This window comes from Kribbella sp. (genome assembly GCF_035687465.1).
Lineage (GTDB): Bacteria > Actinomycetota > Actinomycetes > Propionibacteriales > Kribbellaceae > Kribbella.
The window spans coordinates 21,513-39,506 of record NZ_DASRXP010000652.1 but is presented as its reverse complement, the minus strand read 5'-3'; the positions used below and the strand labels follow the sequence as shown (position 1 = coordinate 39,506).

General features: G+C 66.6%; 17 protein-coding genes. 5 read left to right on the top strand and 12 right to left on the bottom strand.

Annotated elements, in window-relative coordinates; all coding sequences use genetic code 11:
• Positions 1-59: 59 nt before the first annotated feature.
• Entirely contained in the window at positions 60-2,021 is a 1,962-nt protein-coding gene (locus VFG33_RS34865; protein WP_325057284.1) for an exo-alpha-sialidase, read from the top strand.
• Positions 2,022-2,180: 159 nt separating this feature from the next.
• Here VFG33_RS34865 and VFG33_RS34860 read toward each other — a convergent pair whose 3' ends face one another.
• The gene (locus tag VFG33_RS34860) at positions 2,181-3,407 is read right to left on the bottom strand and encodes a deoxyguanosinetriphosphate triphosphohydrolase (RefSeq protein WP_325057283.1); all 1,227 of its coding nucleotides are present in this window, start codon (positions 3,405-3,407) and stop codon (positions 2,181-2,183) included.
• Between the two features lie 120 nt (positions 3,408-3,527).
• A complete protein-coding gene (locus VFG33_RS34855; protein WP_325057282.1) occupies positions 3,528-3,956 on the bottom strand; it encodes a nuclear transport factor 2 family protein in 429 nt (142 codons plus the stop codon).
• A gap of 119 nt (positions 3,957-4,075) precedes the next feature.
• Here VFG33_RS34855 and VFG33_RS34850 point away from each other — a divergent pair, with 119 nt between their 5' ends.
• A complete protein-coding gene (locus VFG33_RS34850) occupies positions 4,076-4,624 on the top strand; it encodes an ArsR/SmtB family transcription factor (RefSeq protein WP_325057281.1) in 549 nt (182 codons plus the stop codon).
• Positions 4,621-5,886 (top strand): MFS transporter, encoded by a 1,266-nt coding sequence (locus VFG33_RS34845; protein WP_325057280.1) that lies wholly within the window; start codon positions 4,621-4,623, stop codon positions 5,884-5,886. Before VFG33_RS34850 ends, VFG33_RS34845 begins: the two co-directional genes overlap by 4 nt.
• Here VFG33_RS34845 and VFG33_RS34840 read toward each other — a convergent pair.
• Positions 5,826-6,455 carry a TetR/AcrR family transcriptional regulator gene (locus VFG33_RS34840; protein ID WP_325057279.1) on the bottom strand — a complete coding sequence of 210 codons (630 nt, stop codon included), beginning with the start codon at positions 6,453-6,455 and terminating at the stop codon, positions 5,826-5,828. The genes VFG33_RS34845 and VFG33_RS34840 overlap by 61 nt on opposite strands.
• A 147-nt stretch (positions 6,456-6,602) precedes the next feature.
• Between VFG33_RS34840 and VFG33_RS34835 the strand changes: the two genes are divergently transcribed.
• The gene (locus VFG33_RS34835) at positions 6,603-7,439 is read left to right on the top strand and encodes an alpha/beta hydrolase (RefSeq protein WP_325057278.1); all 837 of its coding nucleotides are present in this window, start codon (positions 6,603-6,605) and stop codon (positions 7,437-7,439) included.
• Here the strand turns inward: VFG33_RS34835 and VFG33_RS34830 are convergent.
• The 8 genes from VFG33_RS34830 to relB all read right to left on the bottom strand — a co-directional run bounded on the left by VFG33_RS34830 (position 7,384) and on the right by relB (position 16,305).
• Positions 7,384-8,397 carry a LacI family DNA-binding transcriptional regulator gene (locus VFG33_RS34830; protein WP_325057277.1) on the bottom strand — a complete coding sequence of 338 codons (1,014 nt, stop codon included), beginning with the start codon at positions 8,395-8,397 and terminating at the stop codon, positions 7,384-7,386. The two genes, VFG33_RS34835 and VFG33_RS34830, sit on opposite strands and share 56 nt — an antisense overlap.
• 72 nt (positions 8,398-8,469) lie before the next feature.
• Positions 8,470-9,234 carry a 6-phosphogluconolactonase gene (locus tag VFG33_RS34825; RefSeq protein WP_325057276.1) on the bottom strand — a complete coding sequence of 255 codons (765 nt, stop codon included), beginning with the start codon at positions 9,232-9,234 and terminating at the stop codon, positions 8,470-8,472.
• Between the two features lie 42 nt (positions 9,235-9,276).
• Positions 9,277-10,437, bottom strand: coding sequence for an N-acetylglucosamine-6-phosphate deacetylase (locus VFG33_RS34820; protein WP_325057275.1), 1,161 nt, complete (start codon positions 10,435-10,437; stop codon positions 9,277-9,279).
• A 46-nt stretch (positions 10,438-10,483) separates the two neighbouring features.
• Complete coding sequence (locus tag VFG33_RS34815; RefSeq protein ID WP_325057274.1) at positions 10,484-11,803, bottom strand: ABC transporter substrate-binding protein; 1,320 nt, start codon at positions 11,801-11,803, stop codon at positions 10,484-10,486.
• Positions 11,804-11,861: 58 nt separating this feature from the next.
• On the bottom strand, positions 11,862-12,689 hold the full coding sequence (locus tag VFG33_RS34810) for a carbohydrate ABC transporter permease (RefSeq protein WP_325057273.1): 828 nt from the start codon (positions 12,687-12,689) through the stop codon (positions 11,862-11,864).
• Between the two features lie 11 nt (positions 12,690-12,700).
• Positions 12,701-13,672, bottom strand: a complete 972-nt coding sequence (locus VFG33_RS34805) for a carbohydrate ABC transporter permease (protein WP_325057272.1) — start codon at positions 13,670-13,672, stop codon at positions 12,701-12,703.
• Between the two features lie 225 nt (positions 13,673-13,897).
• Positions 13,898-14,773: a D-hexose-6-phosphate mutarotase gene (locus VFG33_RS34800; protein WP_325057271.1), complete on the bottom strand. Its 876-nt coding sequence runs from the start codon at positions 14,771-14,773 to the stop codon at positions 13,898-13,900.
• Between the two features lie 5 nt (positions 14,774-14,778).
• Complete coding sequence (gene relB, locus VFG33_RS34795) at positions 14,779-16,305, bottom strand: type II toxin-antitoxin system RelB family anti-toxin (RefSeq protein ID WP_325057270.1); 1,527 nt, start codon at positions 16,303-16,305, stop codon at positions 14,779-14,781.
• Between the two features lie 155 nt (positions 16,306-16,460).
• Between relB and VFG33_RS34790 the strand changes: the two genes are divergently transcribed.
• Positions 16,461-17,678, top strand: coding sequence for a hypothetical protein (locus VFG33_RS34790; RefSeq protein ID WP_325057269.1), 1,218 nt, complete (start codon positions 16,461-16,463; stop codon positions 17,676-17,678).
• Here VFG33_RS34790 and VFG33_RS34785 read toward each other — a convergent pair.
• Positions 17,675-17,947 (bottom strand): YciI family protein, encoded by a 273-nt coding sequence (locus VFG33_RS34785; RefSeq protein WP_325057268.1) that lies wholly within the window; start codon positions 17,945-17,947, stop codon positions 17,675-17,677. The two genes, VFG33_RS34790 and VFG33_RS34785, sit on opposite strands and share 4 nt — an antisense overlap.
• Positions 17,948-17,994 lie beyond the last annotated feature (47 nt).

Below are 17,994 nucleotides of genomic sequence, written 5' to 3'. Positions count from 1 at the left end.
CATCCCATGTCCTATGTCTTCGACCCGGCCCAGCTCCTCCTTCGACAGGGAAGGGACCCATGATCCTCCGCCCTCGCAGAACCAGCTCCCGCCGCTCGGCGGTCGTCGCCGTGGTGGCACTCGGCGCCCTGGCGGCAACTTTCGCCGGTACGCCGGCAGCAACCGCCCGCCCCACCCCGACCGAACCACCTACCGCCCAACCCGCCGTACAGGCCGCAGCTCAGAGCGGCAAGCCGGCGACGCAACCGTTCATCGACGACAGCGTGTTGTTCCAGCAGAAGTCCGAGGGATACGCGTGCTTCCGCATTCCGGCGATCGTGCGGACCACCGCCGGGACACTCCTCGCCTTCGCCGAGGGACGCGTCGCCGACTGTGGTGACGACGGCGACATCGACCTCGTCCTGAAGCGATCCTTCGACGACGGCAAGACCTGGGGACCGCTCCAGCTCGTCTCCGCCGGCAACGGGGACACGCACGGCAACCCGGTCCCGATCGTCGACGCGAAGACCGGCCGGATCGTGCTGATCAGCACCCACAACGATGCCGCCCCGTGCCCGAACGGCTGCGACCGCGACCCCTACGTCCAGACCAGCGACGACGACGGCGCGACCTGGACCGCGGACCGCGAACTGACCGACGCGAAGCTGCCGGCGTGGAACTTCTGGTACGCGACCGGCCCGATGCACGGCATCCAGCTCGAGCACGGCCGGCATGCGGGACGCCTGGTGGTCCCCGCCAGCTACGAGATCTACGACGGCGTCGGCAAGCACGTCTACGGCACCCACCTGCTCTACAGCGACGACGCCGGCGAGACCTGGCACATCGGCGCAACCACCTCGCGGGACGACGGCAAGGTGATCGCCCAGGAGGTGACCATCGCCGAGCTCACCGACGGCCGGATCTACGCGCTCGCCCGCGAACGCGGTACCGACGTGGGCAGCCGCGCGAGCGCGATCAGCAGCGACGGCGGCGACAGCTGGGACGCCCCCTTCAAGGTGATGCCGTCACTCGCGATGCCCGATGTCCAGGGCTCCCTGCTGCGGTTGACCGCGCGGAACGAAGGAGACCGGCGGAACCGCCTGCTGTTCTCGGCCCCGGCGAACCCGGCCGCTCGCGAGGCGATGACGATCAGATCCTCGTACGACGAGGCGCGTTCGTGGGGCACGTGGCAGCAAGGCAAGGTCTTCTGGTGGGGTCCGAGCGCCTACTCGGACATGGTCAAGCTCCCGGGCGACCAGGCTGCTCTGTTCTACGAGGCCGGCGTGGCATCGCCGTACGAGTCGATCCGGTTCGCGCGGTTCAACGAGGCCTACCTGGCGACCCCGAACGGGACTCCTCCGGGAATTCCGGGACCGCCCGCACCCGGGCCGCAGACGCGCGACCTCAGCCCGGCGCACAACCCGGCGTACGTCCGAGGTGAGGCTGTCGTTGCCCCGGGCAAGTATGGCAACGGGATCGCGCTGGACGGCGTGGACGACCGCGTCGAGGTGCCGTTCGACCGGTCGATCGACGTCGGCGCGGACGACTTCACCATGATGGCGTGGATCAAGTACGGGTCGTCGACGGCGGCACAGTCGATCCTGTGGGCCTACCGGCAGGGATCCGGTACGACGTCTCAGGTGTGGCTGCGGGCGGAACCGGCGAACAAGCGGATCGTGGCGTTGCTCGCGGTGCAGCGATTCAACATCACCATTCAGTCGGCGTCGCCGTACAACGACAACCAGTGGCATCAGGTCGTCGTGCAGCGTGCGGGTGGCAAGTTCAAGTTGCTCGTCGACGGGGTTGAGGTCGGCTCGGCTGATGCGCCGCCGGGGTCGGCGAGCACCGGACAGGAGTTCGGCATCCAGGGCATCCATGTCGGTCAGCGGGTCGACGGCGCCAACCGCTTCAACGGCACGATCGACGAGGTCCGCGTCTACCGCCGCGCCCTGTCCACCACGGAACTGGACCAGATCCGCCTCACCAACAAACCCATCACCAGCAAACTAGGCCTCCGCCTCCCCTTCGACTCCATCCACTGACCGTTGCACCAACACCGCGTTGCGTCCGAAGAACCCAGGGGCCTGCCCCACGGGTCTTCGGACGTAGCGAGGTCGGCGGAGGGCGGCGGCGCGCCACGCTGCGTTGCGTCCGAAGGAGTGGGGGGCAGGCCCCTCGGTTCTTCGGACGTAAGGGAACTGCTAGTGGACGAGGGTGGTGTGCCAGGCCTGGGCGGACGGGTCCGTGAGGGAGGCGACCTGGTCGATGATGACGCGGAAGCGGGCGTCGTCGTCGGCGGCCTCGGCGAAGTCGGCCGTGAAGGCGGCGTCGAGGTGGAGCGGGGCGGTCTTGTGCAGCGCCTCGACGAGTTCGGTGAGGAGTTCGCGCTGGATGGCACGGCGTGCCTGACGGGCTGGTGAGTTCAGCACGTGGAACATGCCGATGCCCTTCAGCAGCGCGATCTCGGTGCGGGTGCCTTGGGGAACCACCAGATCCGCCTCATAGCGGATCAGCCGGCTGCGCCCGAAGCGCGCGTGCGTCGCCTGCTCCGCCGCAGTACAGAATCGTCCGATCAGCTGGCTGGTGAGGTCCTTCAGACCGCCGAGCGCCCGACGACTGTCGTCGAACGGCCCGCTGGGCCAGTAGGGCAGCCCGGTCAGCCGCAGCCAGCCCTCGTCGAGCTCGGCATCACTTGCCTCCGGCAAATAAGTCTGCCGGACCGCCTCCCAGTACGGCGCTCGCTCGGCGCCGATGTGATCCAGATCGATGCTGTGCGCAACGATTCCGTCCTCGACATCGTGCACGGAGTACGCCACGTCGTCGGCGAAGTCCATCACCTGCGCCTCGATGCACCGCCGGTCCCCCACCCCCTGGCGGAGCCAGCCGAACACCGCGGCGTCGTCGTCGTACACGCCGAACTTCCGCTCGCCGTCGCGCCGGAACCAGGGGTACTTGCAGGTGGCGTCGAGGGTGGCGCGACTGAGGTTCAGCCCGACGCTTCGCCCCGCCGGGTCGAACGTCTTCGACTCCAGCCGGGTCAGCAGCCGCAACGTCTGCGCGTTGCCCTCGAACCCACCGATGCCGGTCGCCAACTGGTCCAGCGCCCGCTCCCCGTTGTGCCCGAACGGCGGGTGGCCGAGGTCGTGCGCCAGGCAGGCGGCATCCACGATGTCGGGGTCGCAGCCGAGGGTGCTCGCCAGTTCGCGGCCGATCTGGGCGACCTCCAGGCTGTGGGTCAGCCTGTTCCGGACGAAGTCGTCACTGCCGGCGGTGACGACCTGCGTCTTGGCGGCGAGTCTCCTCAGCGCGGCGCTGTGCAGGACGCGCGCACGATCGCGAGCGAAGGCGGTCCGCCCCGGCCGCTTGACCGGCTCCGCGACCCAGCGCTCGGCATCATGCTCGTCATACCCCTCGAACTGCTTCCTCATCACCCCCGACCCTAACGCCCTCCACCGACACTTTCCCCCAACTCCAGGTTGCTTGCGTCCGAAGAACTGGAGGGACGTCCCGCCAGTTCTTCGGACGCAACGCTCAACTGGGGAAGGGGATCAGCCCCAGCCGCCCTGGACCATGGTCTGGAAGTGCCAGTTGCCGTCGATCTTCAGCAGGAGATCGCCGTAGCGGATGGGCTGGGTGTGACCCTCGTAGGTCATCGTGCCGTCGCTGATCACGAAGACCAGGCTGTCCGACAGGAAGTGCGGCGTCCGGGTGGTCTCCAACTTCACATCACCACCGCCGCCCATCACCTGGGCCATCTGCTCGAGATACGCCTGCCGGCCGAGCTGTTCCGCCTTGCCATGCCCCTTCCCGTCGTCCGTCACCTCGTTGAGAGGAAAGACCGCCACGTCGGCCATCCCCTCGTAGTCCAGCGCCGCCGCCAGCGCGTCGTACCGCTCGAACCAGGCCACCACGCTCGCCAGATCCGCCTCAGTCGGCACGAACCCCGCCGTCCCCGGCACCTGCTGCGTCTCGCTCAAGCCCACTCCTCCAGTCGGAACCGTTAAACTTCGTACACTGTACCCAGTTTAACGGCACACTCAAACCTCCAACCTCGATGCACTTGCAGAGACTCATTTGCAGAGACTACTCTGCAATTATGCGAAGGATTGATGCGCGGAGCCTCAGGGGCCTGGCTCACCCGCTGCGGATGCGGATTCTGGAGGCGCTGGAGCTCGATGGCCCCGCCACCTCGACCACGTTGTCGGCCCGGCTGGGAGAGAGCACCGGCACGATCAGCTGGCATCTCCGGCTGCTCGCCGAGCACGGCTACATCGAGGAAGAGCCCGACCGCGGCACGAAGCGCGAGCGTTGGTGGCGGGTCCCGGCCGGCCAGACGGTGCTGAACCCCGCCGAGTTCCGCGACGATCCGGAGACCAGCGGCGCCCTCAAGGTCTACCTGCAGCAACTGGTCGAGCAGTACTACGCCCGCGTGCAGAACTACGTCGACGAGAACTGGTCCGGCGAATGGCAGCACGCGGCCGAGCTGTCCGACTGGCGCGACCTCCGCCTCACCCCCGACGAACTCGTTGCCCTCAACAACGAGCTCAAGCAGGTCATCGACCGCTACACGGCCACCAAGTCGAGCGACGAGAACGCGAAACAGGTCATCGTCCAACTCCAGTCGTTCCCCCGGGAAACGCCGTGAGCCTGCTCAGAAGGCACCGCGATTTCCGGCTGCTCTGGATCGGCGAGACGACCAGCCTGTTCGGCAGCGCGATCTCCACCGTCGCGCTGCCGCTGATCGCCATCTCGGTGCTGCAGGCAACCACCTTCGAGGTCGGACTGCTGACCGCCGCGGCCTGGCTGCCGTGGTTGCTGATCGGGTTGCCGGTCGGCGCCTGGGTGGACCGACTCCCCCGGCGGCCCATCATGATGATCGCCTCGGGCATCTCGTTGCTCTTGTTCGCGAGCGTCCCCTTGGCCAAGGATCTGCTGACGATCCACCTGCTGCTGGCGACCGCAGTACTGGCAGGTGCTGCTGCCGTCTTCTTCCAGACCGCGTACACGGCGTACCTGCCGACCCTGATCGAGCCGGCCGACCACGCCGAGGGCAACGCCAAGCTGCACGGCAGCGCCTCGGCCGCGCAGATCGCCGGTGTGGGCTGCGGCGGGCTGATCATCCAGTTCGCCGGTCCCGCCAACGGCCTGCTCGTCGATGCGGCCACCTTCGGCGTCGCGCTGATCTGCCTGACCGCGATCCGCCATCGCGAGCCCCGAATCCGCGTCGAGTCGCACCCCGGGATCCTCGCCGAGGTCAGGGCCGGGCTGGTGCTGGTGGCGAAGGACGTCTGGATCCGCACGCTGACGATCTTCGGCGCGGTCTCGAATCTCGCCCTGATGGGCTACCAATCCATCGTTGTCGTCTTCCTGGTCCGCGAGGTCGGCCTCGACGCGGGTGCGGTCGGCGCACTGATGGCGGCAGCGAGCAGCGGCGGCGTCGCCGGCGCATTCGCGGCTCGCCGGGTCGCAGCAAGATTCGGTACTGCGCGCGCGATCCTCCTGTGCGAGCTGGTCCTCCCAACCCTCGCACTCCTGATCCCGCTGAGCACCGTGAGCCCGTGGTTCTACCTGGCCGGCGGATTCTGTGTCGGCGTGGGAGTTGTCGCCGGCAACATCATCAAGGCGACCTTCTACCAGTCCTACTGCCCGCCGGACCTGCTCGGCCGGCTCTCCGCGACGTCGTCGTTCGTCAACTACGGCACGATCCCGCTCGGCGCCCTCCTCGGCGGAACGCTCGGCGAGCTGCTCGGACTCCGTACTGCGCTGTGGATCACCACCGCCGGAGTCCCCCTGGCCGGGCTGATCCTGCTCTTCTCACCGATCCGGCGGCAGCGCGATCTCCCAGCTCACCAGGGCAACGCGGTACCGGCCGGGACCGCGGACTCCAGCCGTGCGCGGATGGATTGACGGGCCACGGCGTAGATCGGCGCGATGTCGTCACGGAGCAATGAGGCCATGTTGGCCGAGTCGTAGTACGCGCCGAGCTCGAAGGCCAGTTGCGCGGGGTCGGCGGACAGTTCTCCGCGATCGATGGCCTCCGAGATCGTCCGCTCGATCAGGCCCATCCACTCGGCGTAGACCGCGGCCAGCACCTCCCGGACCGGTCCGGGGCGGCCGCCGAACTCGTGCGAGGTCTTCGCGAAGAAGCAGCCACCGGGGAACACCCTGCTCTCCGAGTAGTCCAGCCAGAGCTCACTCAACGCCCAGACTCGCGCCAGGCCGGGCTCCACCGCGAACGCGGGCGTCACGACGGCATCGGCATAGATCCGGCGCGCCGCGCGGATGGTCGCGAGCTGCAGTTCCTCCTTCGAACCGAAGTGCGCGAACAACCCGCTCTTGCTGATCTCCAGCTCCTTCGCAAGCCGGCCGATCGACAGTCCTTCGAGGCCGTCCAGCGAGGCGATGTCGACCGCGCGCCGCAGTACCGCGCGGCGGGTCTGGTCGCCGCGGACCAGCCGTCCGTCGACTTTCTCCACTCTCGTTCCTCCTCAGGCCGGTGATCTTAGTGCGGTTGACAGAATGCCTCGCGAAAACTAATAATACGACCGTTCGTATAGTTTGCCCAGACCGGAAGGTTTCCCATGCTGACTGACCTAGTTCGTGCAGGTTTGAGGACGACGGCCGTGGTGTCGCCAGGGCTCGCGGGCAGGCTCGCGTTCCAGCTGTGGCGGCGGCCGTTGATGCGCGGCAGGGTGCGCGAGGTGGAGCGCGAGGTCCACGAAGCCGCCCGGATCGAGATCGTCGACGGGGTCGTCACCTACGCCTGGGGCGACGGCAGCCGCCCGGTCCTGCTCGTACACGGCTGGCGCTCCCGCGCTTCCCGGTACTACGCGCTCGTGGCGCGCCTGCTCGAACTCGGCTACAGCCCGGTCTCGTACGACGCACCCGGGCACGGTGATACGCCCGGACCGACGGGCACGATCCTCGATCACCAGCGGATCATCCGGTTCCTGGAGGCGAAGCACGGGCCGTTCGAGGGCATGGTCGCCTACTCGATCGGCGTGCTGTTCGGGCTGTACGCCGTCCGGGAAGGGGTCGCGGCCAAGTGGATCGTCACGATCAGCGGGATCGCCCAGTTCGACTACCTGGTCGACAAGTTCTGCCGGGAACTCAGGCTGGACCCGGCGGTGCAGCCGGCCCTTCGCCGGACGATCGAGCGGCAACTGTTCCAGGGAGACCGCGAGATCTGGACGAAGTTCTCGGTCGGAGTCGGCGAGATCGGGTTGCTGGCGGTGCACAACGACGAGGATGACGTGGTGGATCCGGATCAGGCCGATCACCTGCTGGCGCAGTACGGGCCGAAGGCAACCTTGTTGCGGACGACCGGCCTCGGCCACCACCGCATCGTCAGCGATACCGACGTCATCGAGGAGGCAGTCACCTTCCTGACCGCCGCCGGCCCTACTACCTCCTCGGGGTCCGCGATTCCTCTGTCGGGCCAGTGGAGTCACGGATCATGAGCTGCACCGGTAGCACCAGGGACGATTCAGCAGCTGGGGCTGTCTGAGTAGACGGGCCGCCGACCGGCATGCCCAGCAGCAAGTCTGTGGCAGCACGGCCGGCAGGCCCGCATTTCACGTCGACCGTGGTGAGACTCGGATGCCACATCGGGGCCATCGCGATGTTGTCGTGACCGACGACGCTGACGTCCTCCGGGACCCGGACGCCTCGCGCGGCAAGCCGTGACATCACCCCGATGGCCATCGTGTCGTCGAAGACCACCACCGCTGTGACGGACGCGGCCAGCACCTTGTCCGCCGCCTGGACGCCCGCCTCCCAGGTCGGGACGTGCGGACCCAGGTCCACCAGCGAGACCGTGAACTCCTCGGCGGCATCACGAAGTCCAGCGCGACGACGTTCATCCGCCCAGGACTGAACAGGTCCACCGACATAGCCGATGCGTTGGTGCCCCAACGCGGCGAGGTGTTCTACGGCCTGCCGCATGCCGTTGGCTTCATCGAACAGCACCGAGGCCAACCCGGGCACGGCGCGATTGAACAGGACCACCGGCATTTCGTCCGCGAGTTCCAGCAGGTAGGCATCCGGAACACGCGATGCGCAGAGCAACAACCCGTCGACTCGTTTGGACAGCCTCTTCAGGACCAGCGACTCCACCAACGGATCCTCGTCGCTGTCCGCGAGGAAGACGTCCCGGTCATTCTCCCGCGCGCGGGCCTGGGCTGCCTTGATGAACGGCGGGAAGAACGGGTTCATCACATCAGGCACGACGAGTCCGAAAGTGCCGGTCGTTCCCGTCGCCAGGCTCCGGGCCTGGCGATTGGGAACGTACTCCATCCGGCGAGCGACATCGAGCACGCGAAGACGAGTCTCCGGGTGCAACAGATCGGGACTACTGAAACTCCGCGAAACCGTCGATTCGGACACTCCCGCTGCCAGCGCGACATCGGTGATCGTCACCTTGCGCTTCTTCAAAGATCAGCCCCCAAGCAGTGGTGCGCGGAACGACAGCGGCACTAGTGTGCCGCACGGTCAGCGGGATGCGAGTAGCGAGGACGACGCCCGGTCGAGGAAGAGTCGCACGTGCGCTTGCGTGCGGAGGATCGACGCGGGGCACTGCGGATCGACCGGACCTTCCAGAGCATCCTTGACCGCTTTGGCCTTCCGCTCCTCCGGCACCCCGACCAGTACGGTCCTGGGCTTGAGGAGGGCCGGAATGGTGAGGCTCAGGGCCAGTCGCGGCGTCTCGTCGAGCGACGGGAAGTGCCCCTCGCCGACCTGCTGCCGGCGGGACACCTCGTCCATGTCCACGATCCGGATGAGGTCCACGGCCTGGAAGTCCGCGGGCGGATCGTTGAACGCGAGGTGGCCGTTCTCCCCGATCCCCATTACGCAGATTTCCGGATCGAGGTCGCGCAACAACCTGTCGTAGCGCTGTAGCTCTTCCTCGACGGGCGTGTGATCGCCCCGCACGCCCTCGAACGCCTTCAGGGTGACCTGGCTGGAGAGGTTCTCCGCCATCCAGCGGCGGAAGCTGGCCGGATGGTCCTGCGACATGCCGAAGTACTCGTCCATGTGCAGAACGGTGATGCGGGACCAGTCGATGTCCTGGCGCTTGACGACGGCGCGGACGAAGCTCAGCTGTGAGTTGCCGGTCGCCAGGATGACCGCGATGGAGTCCTTGGTTTCCAGTTCCGTCCGGGCGGCTGTGGCGAACGCGTCCGCCACGGCCGCGCCCAGCTCGTCGTCGGTCTCGGCCGTGGAGACCTCGAGGTGGTCATAGGTGCGGTGTTCCATGGTTCTCCCTCTGTGGATCTGAAAGTTGTCGAAAGGGCGCGGCTACTGCCAGCGGCCTCCCAGCGCGACCTTGCGCGGTTTCAGCTCGTCGTCGAACACGACGAAGTCCGCGAAACACCCCTCGGCGATCCGACCGACATCCGGCAGCCGCATGGCCTTCGCCGGGACGGAGGTCGCCATCGCGATCACCTCGGCGACGTCGATCCCGAGCATGTTCACCGTGATGGGGATCATCTCGGAGAGCAGCGTGGTGCTGCCGGCGAAGGCGGTCCGGTCCATCGTGACGCCGACGCCGCCCTCCACCACGAACTCCCGGACCCCGAGCTTGTACTCCGTCCCTTCGGGCATCCCAGCGCCGGGAGTGGAGTCCGAGATGAGGCAGAGCCGTCCGGACAGACACCGTTGCGCCAGCCGCATCAGCGTGGCCGGCAGATGCTTGCCGTCGCCAATCATCTCGACGGTGAGATCCTCGGAGGCCAGGGTCGCCTCGAGCATGCCGGGCCGTCGCCAGGGGCCCTTCCGGATGGTCGTCGACTGCCCGCTGACGATGTGGATGACGTGGCTCAGCCCCGCCCGCTGGCAGGCCCACAGGTCTTCGTCCTCGCCGTCGCTGTGCCCGGCCGCCGCGATGATCCCGAGTCCGACGAGCCGTTCTGTCAGCTCGACCGCGCCGGGAAGCTCCGGCGCGAAACTGATCATCTTGATCAGGTCCGCATAGTCCAGCAGCCGGTCGATCGAGCCGTCGGAGGGAACCCGCAGCGCATCCGCGTTCTGCGCGCCGCGTTGCTCGTAAGAGAAGTACGGTCCCTCCAGGTGAACTCCCGGGACGCGCGGGGAGAGTTCCGGACGGGGGGCGCTCAAGGCCTCGAGCGCTCCCAGCATCTCGTCGAGCGGAGCCGTCGACAGGCTGGGGAGCACCGTCGTGATGCCGGCCGCGAGGTAGGCGGCCAACGCCGTCTCGTTCGCATCGACCGTTCCCTCGTTGAAGCCCCGGAGTCCGGCGCCGTGGGTGTGGACGTCGATCAGGCCCGGAGTGAGGAGACCTGGCCCGACATCGCGCCTGGCGAGGTCGTCCGGCAGTTGCGCGATCGGCACCACCGCTTCGATCCGGTCATCGCGCACAATCACCGAGTGCTCTTTCAGCACGGTGGAATCCACGACGATGTCCGGACCGACGATCGCCTCTCGGACGGCGGCAGGCATGGTCTCTCTCCCTCACGATTGTTCTTGCAGTGACCGAATTGTTCTGCTACTTCGCGTTCAGGTTCGCCTGGCCGACCAGTCCCTCGAAGCCGGACAGGAACTTGTCGAGATCGATCTTTCCGGTCAGGTACTGCTGCAGCATCTGCTTGCCCTTCTCCTGCATCTCGGGCAGATCGCGGTACATCGGCGCGGGCTTGGAGATCTTGACCAGGCTGTACATCTGGTCTTTCCAGGGGGCGTCGATCTTGTCGAACTCACTGGTCAGGACCGGGAGCTTTCCCCACTGCTTACCAACGGCCACCTGGACATCGGACATCATCGCTTCCTTGATGAACTTCAGGGCCAGAGCCTGATTCTTGGAAGCGGTCGGCACCAGGATTCCCGCGGTGAAGCCGTACGAGCCGTTCTTGAGCGAGCCCGGCATCGCGACGAGCTGGGAGTTCTCCGCCCCGATCGTCGGGATCGCCTCCGGCACATGCGCCGCGGTCTCCAGCACCATCGGAACATTCCCGGCGTTGAAGTTGCTGCGCCCGGCGTCCTTGTTGGAGAAGGTGTCGATCGAGAAGACGCCCTCGTCGACTCCCTTCTTCCAGATCTGCAGCACCTGGCGCATCTCCGGGGTGTCGAAGGTCAGCGTCTTGCCGTCGTCCTTGTAGAAGCTGCCCCGGACGGCCTGCTCGACCGAGATCATCGTGCTCAGGGCGTTCGGACCCCACTGGATCGTCATGCCCGGCATCTTGACGCTGTTGCCCTCCTTGACCGTCAGCTTCTTGGCCATCGCGTAGAGGTCGTCCCAGCTGGCGGGGTCCGGAATGTTGCCGCTGGCATCGAGCAGGCCGGCCTTCTCGAAGTACTTCTTGTTGGCACTGATGTTGTAGGTTTCCAGGCCGATCGGCAGCGCGAACTGGACGCCGTCCAGGCTGTTGAACTTCAGCGACTCGCCGACGAACTTGTCCTTCGCGGTGGTGCCGCTGAAGAAGTCCGTCTTGTTGAAGTCGACGATCAGGTTCTTGGCGAGGAACTGCACGGCCACGGACGAACCGTCGACGACCACGACGTCCTGGTCCGACTTGCCCTGGCTCCACTGCAGGGAGAAGTTCGCCAGTGACTGGTTGTCGGGGTACTGGGTGATGTTGACCTTGGTGCCGGGATTCGCGCCCTCGAACTGCTTCACCATGTCGTTCAGGTGGAACTTCTCGACCATCCAGGCCTGGGCCGCGACGTTGATCGAGGTGGACTTCTCGTTCTGCGCGACCTGCGCGCCGGCGGTGCTGCTGCCTCCCTGGCCAGAACAGGCGGCCAGCGCCAGAGCGAGTGCCGCGGTGCAGGCGATCGCGACGATCGCCCTGGGTTTGCGTGAATTCATTCTCGCGCCTTTCACGATTGAAAGTTCATGGGACATTCGAACCAGCTTGGGACTCAGCTCACCCCTTCACCGCGCCCTGCGCGACGCCGGCGACAATGTGCTTCTGGAAGATGACGAAGATGATGAGCGGCGGGAGCATGGCGATCACGATCACCGCGGCCAGCGTTCCGTACTGCCAGACCTCTCCCTTTTGCAGAGTGAGCCCGACGGACAACGGCATCGCGGAGGGATTCATCGTCAGGGCTTTGGCCATCGTGTATTCGCCCCAGATCCCGTACGCGGTCATGATGACGACGAGCAGGACGCCGTTCTTTGCCATCGGCACCATGATCTGCCACCAGCACTTCAGGACACTCGCGCCGTCCATCACGGCGGACTCCTCGACTTCCTTCGGAATCCCCAGGAACGAGGCCCGCATGATCAGGATCGCGAAGGGCAGTGCGACGGCAACGTTCGGCAGCAACAGTCCGAGTTTGGAGTCGAGCAGTCCGACGGAGTTCTCCATCAGGAACATGGGCACCAGGAAGATGACCAGGGGGACGGTGAGCATCCCGACGATGCACATCAGCACCAGGTTCACCCCTGGGAAAGGCAACTTGGCGAAGCCGTACCCGGCCAGCGAACTCAGCAAGGCGACGAGGACCACGCCGGCGACGGTGATGACCACGCTGTTGACGAAGAACTTGCCGACGCCACTGCCGACCAGTCCCGCATAGTTGTCGAGGGTCCACTGCCTGGGCAGGAGGTGCTGCGGCACCTGGAAGATCTCACCGGCCGGCTTGAACGAATTCAGCAGGATATAGACCAGCGGACTCAGGAAGAGAATCGCGAAGAGCAGGAGGAGGGCGTAGATCCCTACCCTCGAGAACCGGGTTGCTTTCAGCATGTTGGACTCACTTATCCGTTGTCCGCTTTGCGGCCGCCGAGCCAGAAATTGAGGACGACGAGGACCATGATGATCAGGCCGAGGATGTAGCCCATGGCCGAGGCGTAGCCCATGTCGTAAAGCGTGAACGCCGTTTGGTAGATCTGTTGATAGAGCACCAGGGTGCTGGTGCCGGGCCCGCCGTCGGTCATCACCATCGGCTCGACGAAGACCTTCAGGCCGTGGATGATCGCCCAGGTCCCGGTCAGTACGTAGGTCTGGCGCAGGTTCGGCAGGATGATGTAGCGGATCTTCTTCCATCCGCTCGCCCCGTCGATCTCCGCGGCCTCCAGAATGTCGGACGAAATGGCCTGCAGCCCGGCGAGGAACAGGATCACCTCGAACCCGATGGTTGCCCACAGCGCCAATCCGATGATGGACGCCATCGCGGTCGACCCGTTGCTCAGCCACGGCTGGGTCAGGCTGGGCAGCTGCAGCACTTCGCCGAGGAAGTGATTGAGCAGTCCGTAGTTCGGCTGGAGGATCCAGAGGAAGACCAGGCCGGCGAGGGAGAGCGGAACCACGATCGGCACGAACATCGCGCTGCGGAAGAAGGAGTTGAACCTGACCTTCTGGAACAGCAGCAAGGCGATGCCCAACGACAGGACCATCACGATCACGAAGTAGAAGAAGCCGAACACGAAGGTGTTGGTCAGGCTCGTGACGAACTGCGAGTCCTTGAAGGCGGCCGCGTAGTTGCCGAACCCGATGAAGGCCGGTTTCGCGTCGTACACGAAGTTGAACTTGGTGAGGCTCATGTACCCGCTGGAAACGAGCGGATACAGCATGAAGGCGAAGATGAAGAGGAAGGCCGGGAGGATGAACAGGATCCCGACCGGGGCCTTCCGGCGCCTCCGTGCGGCGGAAGCGGTAGCCGGGCGTGCCCCTTCCGTCGATCGCGCAGCGGAAGCGGGGCGTGCCTCTTCCGTCGATGCTGCCTGCATGGGGAATTCCTCCTCGAATGTCGCCTGGAGAAGCCACTGGACGGCGACTGGTTCACGGACGGAGTACCGCGGTGCGAAGCCGGCTTCGGGCCCTTGTGGGGCTGCGGCTGCAAGTTTGTGCAAGCGGTTGTAGGAACGTACCCGCGCGGTGATTGCCAGGTCAAGCAGTGTCTCGAAGAGTGAGGCAGCAGACGTCGGCGAACGGGGTTCGGGGCCTGCCGATGGTTAGAAGTGGCTGACTGAAACGAGCGTTCGCATCAGGTGCCGGCCGCCCGGTGGCAGCTGGATCATGCCGGCGCCCAGGTTGCAGTTCTCGAAGCAGAGCATGCTGCTCCAGCCCTCGGCGGCGAAGTCGGGCAAGAGGGCCGCCCCCGCCGGACCCGGATTCCACAGGATCGCCCCGAATGCCCCCTCGGAACTGATGGTGATGGCGCGCTGGTTCGCAGCATCCTCGATCCGGGCGGAGGTCGCCGTCGTGTACCGGCGGCTGATCCCCTCCCCGACCTGCACGGGCAGGTCCTCCCGCGCTACGGCGCCACCTTCGCTGGAGAACTCGAGCCCTGTCAGCCCGTGGACAAGCGTCCTGCGGACATCGCCGACGGCGTAGTAGCTGTGCAACGCCGCCTCGAAACCGAACTCGGTATCGTCACGGTTCTCGACTGCGAGTTCGAGACCAAGCTCGGCGCCGAGGGTCACTGAGTACCGCGCCTCGAACCGGTACGGCCACAGCGATGCCCGGGACAGTTCGGTGTCGGTGAGCCGGAACACGGCCCGGACCGAGCCATCTTCTTCCGCGACCTCCTCGAGGCTCCACGGCTGGATCCGGGCAAAGCCGTGCTGAGGTGCCTCCGGATGCTCCGGGTGCCGGTTGAACCAGGGGAAGCAGATCGGAACGCCGCCCCGGATGGGCGAGCCGGCGGCGTAGCGGCTGCTGTCGCTCATCCAGAGCACCGGCCGGTGGCCCCTCGGCGTCCAGGACGCGAGGTGTGCACCGTGCAGGAAGACTTCAGCGACTCCCTCGGCTGTCGTCAGCCGCACCACGGCGAGGCCGCCCGGACCTTCGCGGAGCACCGCCGGCGGCACAGCAGGGTCGGCGCCCACAGTGCCTAGATGTCCCTGAAGGTGTCGATCTGGGCGCCCAGTGAGTTGAGGCGGGTGGCGAGATCCTCGTACCCGCGGTTGATCACGTAGACGCTGCGTAGTACCGAGGTGCCCTTCGCCGCCATCATCGCGATCAGCGTCACCACTGCCGGACGCAGGGCCGGCGGGCACATGATCTCGGCGCCGGACCAGTGCGTCGGGCCCTCGACCATCACCCGGTGCGGGTCGAGCAGCTTGACCCGGCCGCCCAGCTTGTTCAGGTCGGTCAGGTAGATCGCGCGGTTCTCGTAGACCCAGTCGTGGATCAGCGTCTGCCCGGTCGCCGAGGCCGCGATCACCGCGAAGAACGGCAGGTTGTCGATGTTCAGGCCCGGGAACGGCATCGGGTGGATCTTGTCGATCGGCGCATGCAGGGTCGACGGCCGGGTGGTCAGGTCGACCAGCCGGGTCCGGCCGTTCTCGGCCAGGTACTCGTCGGAGCGGCTGTAGTCCAGGCCCATCTCCTCGAGCAGCGCGAGCTCGATCTCCAGGAACTCGACCGGCGCCCGCCGGATGGTGAGCTCCGAGTCCGTCACGATCGCCGCGGTGAGCAGGCTCATCGCCTCGATCGGGTCCTCCGAGGGCGCGTAGTCGACGTCGACGTCGATCTCCGGCGTGCCGTGCACGGTCAGCGTGGTGCTGCCGACGCCGTCGATCTTCACCCCGAGCAGGTCGAGGTAGAAGCACAGGTCCTGGACCATGTAGTTCGAGCTGGCGTTGCGGATCACGGTGACACCGTCGTACCGGGCGGCGGCCATGATCGCGTTCTCGGTCACGGTGTCGCCGCGCTCGGTCAGCACGATCGGCTTGGCCGGCGCGACCGCCCGGTTCACCATCGCGTGGTACTCGCCGCCGGTCGCCTTGATGTCCAGGCCGAACGGCCGCAGCGCGGACATGTGCGGCTCGACGGTCCGGGTGCCGAGGTCGCAGCCACCGGCGTACGGGAGCTGGAAGGTGTCCTCGCGGTGCAGCAGCGGGCCGAGGAACATGATGATGCTGCGGGTACGGCGGGCCGCGTCGGCGTCCATCGCGCCCAGGTTCAGGTGCTCCGGCGGGACGATCTCCAGGTCGCCGGCGTCGTTCAGCCAGGTGGTCTTCACGCCGATCGAGTTGAGCACCTCGAGCAGCCGGTTGACCTCTTCGATCCGCGCGACCTTGCGCAACGTGGTGCGGCCCTTGTTCAGCAGGCTCGCGCAGAGCAGGGCGACTCCGGCATTCTTGCTGGACTTCACGTCGATGGATCCGGAAAGCTTCAAGCCACCTGTGACACGGAGGTGGACCGGACCGCCACCGAGAGAGACAATTTCGGAATCGAGCGCTTCGCCGATCCGGGCGAGCATCTCGAGAGTGAGGTTCTGATGGCCCTTTTCGATCCGGTTCACAGCACTCTGACTGGTGCCGAGCACATCGGCGAGCTGGGTCTGCGTCCAGCCGCGGTGCTTACGGGCGTCCCGGATGAGATTGCCGATCCGGCTCAGATAGTCGTCAGTCATGCGCCAGACGTTATCTCACATGTGAGATACCACTGCATCGACCCGCCGCTCACAGCGTAGCCAACGTCACCATCGGCCGACCGGCCACCCCCACCCCGACTCACGACCCCTACAGTAGGCGCCACCCCGCCGCCGCCCTCGGAGAGGACCAGCAGATGCCCGACGACGTCAACGCCTCCGGGGTGGTGACCGAGTTCGAGGCCGAGTCCTGGCCGCTGGAGGCGGCCGCCGACAGCCTGGCCCAGGTGATCGACGGTTTCCAGAACGGCGACACGCGTCCGCTGGTGATCGGCGACGGCGACCAGCCGGTGCTGGTGGTCCTCGCGGTCGCGGACCTGGCCGACTTCCGGGCCCGGATCAACGAACTCCTCAGCAACCCCGTCGATGCCGGCTGGCTGCGGTATTACTTGCGCTCCAACTTCGACATGAGTTCCGAGACACTGGTCGAGCAACTCGGCGTCGACACGGACCACGGACTGTCGTCCCTGGCGAGCCAGGTGAACGTCGAGCAGGCCGCAGTACTGCTGCCCGATCATCTGCGCCGGACCGAGGCGGGCGGCAATCCGCTGATGCTGATCGGCGACGGGATGCTGGCGACCGCGGCGCTGATCGCGTTCCCGGCGTTCTCGGTGCTGCTGGCGATGGAGGGCGAGGGCAAGGTCGAGGACGACTCCTGCGCGCACGACGAGGAGGAGAAGCCGACCACACCCCTCGAGGTACTGGCCGAGCGGCTCGGTCCGGTGTCGACGCAGATCGTCGCCCAGCTCAACGCGGGTCGTGAGCCGGGGCTGCCGCGGTTCGACCTGCATTTCGAGGACGACCTGATCGAGCACCTGCAGGACCTGGAGAAGCGCGCGCAGGCGGCTCCCAGCGGCGGGGCGTTCGACGAGCTGACCGACCTGCTGCACTCGTTCGACCAGATGCGCAGCGGCGCCCTCGAGGAGGAACTGGAGCCCGAGGAAGCGCCGTACATCGAGGTGCAGGATCTGCCGGGTGCGCTGGCCGACGTACGGGACAGTTTCCGCGACGGCGCGGACGACCCGTACCTGATCGGCATCGACGGGCACCCGCTCGCCGGGCTGATCTCGTACGACCTCTACGTGATGCTGCAGCAGGTGTCGGTCGACCTGAACGGCACGGACGAGGCGCCGGTGCTGCCGCTCCCCCAGCCGGAGTGGGAGAGCGGCCCGGAGCTGCAGACGTTCGAGGCCGCCGTCGAGATCTGCGGCGCGGTGCTCGAGGACATCAAGGGCGGCGAGGGATCGATGCTGTTCGTCGCCGATGACGGCGGCGAGGCCGAGATGGTCCTCGCGCCGCTCAGCTGGCTGTGGGCGTACGTCGACTACCTCGACCTAGAGGGCGCCGAGGCCTAGGCCAGCGGGAAGAGTGGTTGCCACTCGTCGAGGGCGGCGATCTCGTAGACGTCGGCCGGGGTGTACGGATCCTTCGCGAGGATGTCGCGCAGCTCGGCCTCGTCGGCGACGTCGTAGATCAGCAACGCGCCGGTCTGGTCGGCGAACGGACCGGCCGTCACCAGCTTGCCGGCCTCCTTCAGCGACGTGAGGTAGTCACGATGGGCCGGACGGACCTGCATCCGGCGATCTGTGTCGGTGAACCTGAGCTGAACCGCGAAGAGGGCCATACCGCCAACCCTATGACCTGGGCCGGGACAGCATCAAAGGGGCCGCG

Bases quoted from the DNA above. Each gene is read 5' to 3' on its own strand.
- VFG33_RS34865 (WP_325057284.1), top strand. From the start codon at position 60: ATGATCCTCCGCCCTCGCAGAACCAGCTCCCGCCGCTCGGCGGTCGTC.
- VFG33_RS34860 (WP_325057283.1), bottom strand. From the start codon at position 3,407: ATGAGGAAGCAGTTCGAGGGGTATGACGAGCATGATGCCGAGCGCTGG.
- VFG33_RS34850 (WP_325057281.1), top strand. From the start codon at position 4,076: ATGCGAAGGATTGATGCGCGGAGCCTCAGGGGCCTGGCTCACCCGCTG.
- VFG33_RS34825 (WP_325057276.1), bottom strand. From the start codon at position 9,234: ATGGAACACCGCACCTATGACCACCTCGAGGTCTCCACGGCCGAGACC.
- VFG33_RS34820 (WP_325057275.1), bottom strand. From the start codon at position 10,437: ATGCCTGCCGCCGTCCGAGAGGCGATCGTCGGTCCGGACATCGTCGTG.
- VFG33_RS34815 (WP_325057274.1), bottom strand. From the start codon at position 11,803: ATGAATTCACGCAAACCCAGGGCGATCGTCGCGATCGCCTGCACCGCG.
- VFG33_RS34810 (WP_325057273.1), bottom strand. From the start codon at position 12,689: ATGCTGAAAGCAACCCGGTTCTCGAGGGTAGGGATCTACGCCCTCCTC.
- VFG33_RS34805 (WP_325057272.1), bottom strand. From the start codon at position 13,672: ATGCAGGCAGCATCGACGGAAGAGGCACGCCCCGCTTCCGCTGCGCGA.
- relB (WP_325057270.1), bottom strand. From the start codon at position 16,305: ATGACTGACGACTATCTGAGCCGGATCGGCAATCTCATCCGGGACGCC.
- VFG33_RS34790 (WP_325057269.1), top strand. From the start codon at position 16,461: ATGCCCGACGACGTCAACGCCTCCGGGGTGGTGACCGAGTTCGAGGCC.
- VFG33_RS34785 (WP_325057268.1), bottom strand. From the start codon at position 17,947: ATGGCCCTCTTCGCGGTTCAGCTCAGGTTCACCGACACAGATCGCCGG.